Annotated in this window: 6 protein-coding genes; 2 read left to right on the forward strand and 4 right to left on the reverse strand. The window is 60.3% G+C overall.

Features of this window, described 5'->3' with window-relative positions; genetic code table 11:
- Together L0H65_RS16115 and L0H65_RS16120 are read left to right on the forward strand one after the other, a co-directional pair.
- Window positions 1-657, forward strand: a 657-nt coding sequence (locus L0H65_RS16115; RefSeq protein ID WP_301460159.1) for an NAD(P)-dependent oxidoreductase, incomplete at its 5' end; no start/stop codon positions are given.
- A gap of 1 nt (window position 658) precedes the next feature.
- A complete protein-coding gene (locus tag L0H65_RS16120; protein WP_301460161.1) occupies window positions 659-1,003 on the forward strand; it encodes a hypothetical protein in 345 nt (114 codons plus the stop codon).
- Between the two features lie 64 nt (window positions 1,004-1,067).
- Here the strand turns inward: L0H65_RS16120 and L0H65_RS16125 are convergent, their stop codons facing one another.
- The 4 genes from L0H65_RS16125 to L0H65_RS16140 form a co-directional block, all read right to left on the reverse strand.
- Window positions 1,068-1,856, reverse strand: coding sequence for an ABC transporter permease (locus L0H65_RS16125; protein ID WP_301460162.1), 789 nt, complete (start codon window positions 1,854-1,856; stop codon window positions 1,068-1,070).
- Window positions 1,853-2,596: an ABC transporter permease gene (locus L0H65_RS16130; RefSeq protein ID WP_301460164.1), complete on the reverse strand. Its 744-nt coding sequence runs from the start codon at window positions 2,594-2,596 to the stop codon at window positions 1,853-1,855. Before L0H65_RS16130 ends, L0H65_RS16125 begins: the two co-directional genes overlap by 4 nt.
- Window positions 2,597-2,599: 3 nt before the next feature.
- Window positions 2,600-3,364, reverse strand: a complete 765-nt coding sequence (locus L0H65_RS16135) for a transporter substrate-binding domain-containing protein (RefSeq protein ID WP_301460166.1) — start codon at window positions 3,362-3,364, stop codon at window positions 2,600-2,602.
- Window positions 3,365-3,453: 89 nt separating this feature from the next.
- Window positions 3,454-3,788 (reverse strand): ATP-binding cassette domain-containing protein (locus L0H65_RS16140; protein ID WP_301460168.1); only part of this gene is annotated, 335 nt, incomplete at its 5' end.

A 3,788-nucleotide genomic window follows, 5' to 3' on the forward strand; every position in this document is an offset into this window, starting at 1 on the left:
ATGACGCTGGCGCTGATCCTGGCTGTCACCCGCAAAATCCCCGAAGGGTTGGCGGAAATGCAGGCGGGGAACTGGCAAGGCTGGGCGCCGATGGCGCATCTGGGCGGGCGGATTGGCGGGCGACGGCTGGGGATTCTGGGAATGGGGCGCATCGGGCAGGCGGTGGCGCGGCGCGCTGCGGCCTTTGGCATGCAGATCCATTACCACAACCGCAAACGCCTGCGCCCTGAGACCGAGCAGGAGTTGGGCGCTACCTATTGGGAAAGCCTTGACCAGATGGTCAGCCGGATGGATGTGGTGTCGATCAACTGCCCCCACACGCCGTCAACCTTCCATCTGATGAACGCGCGGCGGTTGAAATTGCTGAAGCCGACTGCGGTGATCGTGAACACCTCGCGCGGTGAGGTGGTTGACGAAAACGCGCTGACCCGTGGCTTGCGCGCCGGGGAAATCGCAGGCGCTGGTCTGGACGTGTTCGAGCATGGGCATGAGGTGAACCCCCGTCTGCGCGAATTGCCCAATGTCGTGCTGCTGCCGCATATGGGGTCTGCCACGGTCGAGGGACGCGCGGAAATGGGTGAAAAGGTCATCATCAACATCAAGACCTTTGCCGATGGTCACCGCCCCCCCGATCAGGTGTTGCCGGGAATGCTGTGACTTGATTCAACGCGCTTTGCTGATCGCTATGACGCTGCTGTCAGCGGATGCTGCTTTGGGGCAGGACTGGACCGCCCGGAAATGCGTACTTTATTCGGAGGCATGGGATTGGGTGCGCGATACCCACGATATGACAGGTATCCGGCCTGAATTTCTGACCGAGCATCAAAGCTTTCTCGACAGAGGCTGCGATCAGGAGATGGAGATTTGCCCCGTCACGCCGGAGGAAATCAAGCTGGTGGATGTGCTGACGATTTTGTCGATGAATGAAGGCATGGCCAGCACATTCGTTCCGTTTTCCTGCAACGCGCAGAACCCGCCAGGGGCAACTCCCGCCATTCGTTGACACGGGGGGCAAGCCCCCGTGTCGCCTCAAGGTTGGGCCGCGCCGCTTCGCGGCGGGTGCGCCTTTATGCCACGCGCGACGGCACGCGATGTTCAAACCAGCGGAAGGCCAGAACGATGACCCCGGTGATCACCATATAGACGACGGCAAGCAGCAAAAGCGGCTCATAGACGATGAACGTATCTTGCCGAACGCGGGAGGCTACCGCGTAGATATCGACCACCGTAATCGTCGCGACCAAAGGTGTCGCCTTGAGTTGCAGCACGGTTTCGCCGCCCAAAGTCGGTAGGGCACGCTGGATCGCCAAGGGCAACCATATCCGGCGCAGGATGGTGAAACGGGGCATCCCCATCGCGCGGGCAGCTTCCAGTTGCCCACCGGGAACGCCTTTGAACGCGCCACGCATCACTTCGCCCTCATACCCCGCGAAGGAGAAGGTCAATGCGACGATGGCATAGGGCCAAGCTTGGCGCAGATAGGGCCAGAGTTCGGACTGGCGGATCGCGGGGAACTGCGGAAAGAGCGAGCCAAGCCCGAAATACAACAGCCAAAGCTGAAGCAAAAGCGGCGTGCCGCGAATGACAGTGCAGAACACTTTGGCAGGCATGGCAAGATACCACGGGCCGGCCGCCTGCGCCAAACCCAGCGGGATCGCCATGAAGAACCCCAGAAACGACGTGATGACCAAGAGCCAGAGCGTGCGCCAGATGCCTTCGCCGATCAGCGGCAGGTATTTGGGCAACCAATCCCAGCGCAACAGCAAAATGCAGGCCAAAACGACAACCGCCGCAATCGCCGCCATCACGATGCGGTGGGTCTGCCAGAAGCGGGTCGGGGTTTCGAGCTCAATCATTGACCGGCCCCCCCGCTGCGTTGGCCGCGCCGCGCCCATTTCTCAATCCGACCAAAAATCGCGGTCGAAACCAGCGTAACCATCAGATAAAGCAAGCCCGCCGCCAGAAAGAAGGTCAGAAACGCCTTGGTGGAGGACGCCGCTTGCCGGGTCTGCAAGGTCAGTTCCGCAAAGCCGACAATGGCCAGAAGCGCCGTATCCTTGGTGGCGATCAACCACAGATTCGCAAGGCCGGGAATGGCGTTCGACAGCATCAGGGGCAAAGTGATGCGCCATGCGGCCTTGCCGGGCGGCATACCCATGGCGCGTGCCGCCTCCAATTGTCCGGAAGGCACCGCAAGAATGGCGCCCCGGATCACCTCCACCGAATATGCACCCTGAACCACGCCCAGAACCGCGATCCCCGCTGCAACCCCGGAAATCTGGATGCGGTCATAGCCGAAGGACACAAGACCCTGATTAACAAGGTCGGTGACCGCGAAATAGAGAATCAGGATCAGCACCAGTTCCGGTACGGCGCGGACGACAGTGGTGTAAATCGCCAGCAGGTCGCGCGTCATGGGACCACCGTAAAGCTTGCCAAACGCGCCGCCGGTGCCGATAGCCAAGCCAAGCGCGTAAGCCCCCAGCGCGATCTGAAGCGAATTCGCCAGACCGCGCCCAAGGTTCGCCCCCCAGCCCGGAGGATCCCAGGCCAGAAGGGCAAGATTTGGAAACGCGTTCAGCAGCGCTTCCAGCAACGCTCAACCCCCGTAGATCGAGGACGCGAAGTACGGCTTGGAGATCTTTTCATAGGTGCCATCCGCGATCACCTTCGCAATCGCTGCATTGAATTTCGCCTTCAACGCATCGTCGCCTTTGCGCAGACCAACACCAACGCCCAAGCCAAGGATAGCCGGATCATCCGCAACCGCGCCGACATCTTCACAGCAAGCCCCCGCATCGGATTTCAGGAAGGCATCCAAGGCGATACTATCCGCTTCGGTCGCATCAATCCGCCCGGAAACGAGGTCCTGATTGGCCTCATCCTGGGTCTGGTACAGCTTGATTTCAGCGTCACCCCCGAAATGGGTCTGGGCATAATCCTGATGGATCGTGGAGACCTGAACCCCGATAACCTTGCCTTTCAATCCTTCGGCAGTCGGGGTGATCCCCGATCCTTTGGCCGCAACGATGACCGTTGGCGTGTTGTAGTATTTGTCCGAGAAATCAATCGACTTCATCCGATCATCTGTAATCGACATCGAGGCCATGATCGCATCAATCTGCCCCGAGGTCAGCGAGGGGATGATGCCATCCCATGCCACCGGGGTAATTACGCAATCCATCTCTCCCGCCGCACAAACGGCCTTGATCATATCGACTTCCCAGCCGACCCAGTTGCCCGCCGCATCCGGGGAGGCAAAGGGCGGATAGGGTTCCGATGCGATCCCGACTTTCACCTGTTCCGCCATTGCACCCGTGCCGAGCAGGGCGGCTGCAATCGCCGTCAAAATGATCTTCTTCATGGTTCTCTCCTTGGTCTGTTGGTGGTCACTCCGGGTTATCCCGGTTTTTCTGGTCAAATCGGTGCGGAACGCGGCTAACCCGGTTGCGCCTATCCGACGGTTTGCAGGAATTGTTGCAGCCGATCCGATTTCGGATTGCCGAACAATTCCTCCGGTGGGCCTTCTTCCTCAATCCGGCCATTGTGCAAGTAGATCACATGGCTGGCCACTTCGCGGGCGAATTTCATTTCATGTGTGACAAGGATCATGGTGCGCCCCTCTGCCGCCAAGCCCCGGATAACGCCCAGCACCTCGCCCACAAGCTCCGGGTCGAGCGCCGAGGTCGGTTCGTCAAACAGCATCGCGCGCGGATTGATCGCCAAGGCGCGCGCGATGGCAGCGCGCTGCTGCTGCCCGCCCGACATGAACGCGGGGTAGACATTGG

This window comes from Pseudorhodobacter sp. (assembly GCF_030452865.1).
Taxonomy (GTDB): Bacteria; Pseudomonadota; Alphaproteobacteria; order Rhodobacterales; family Rhodobacteraceae; genus Pseudorhodobacter.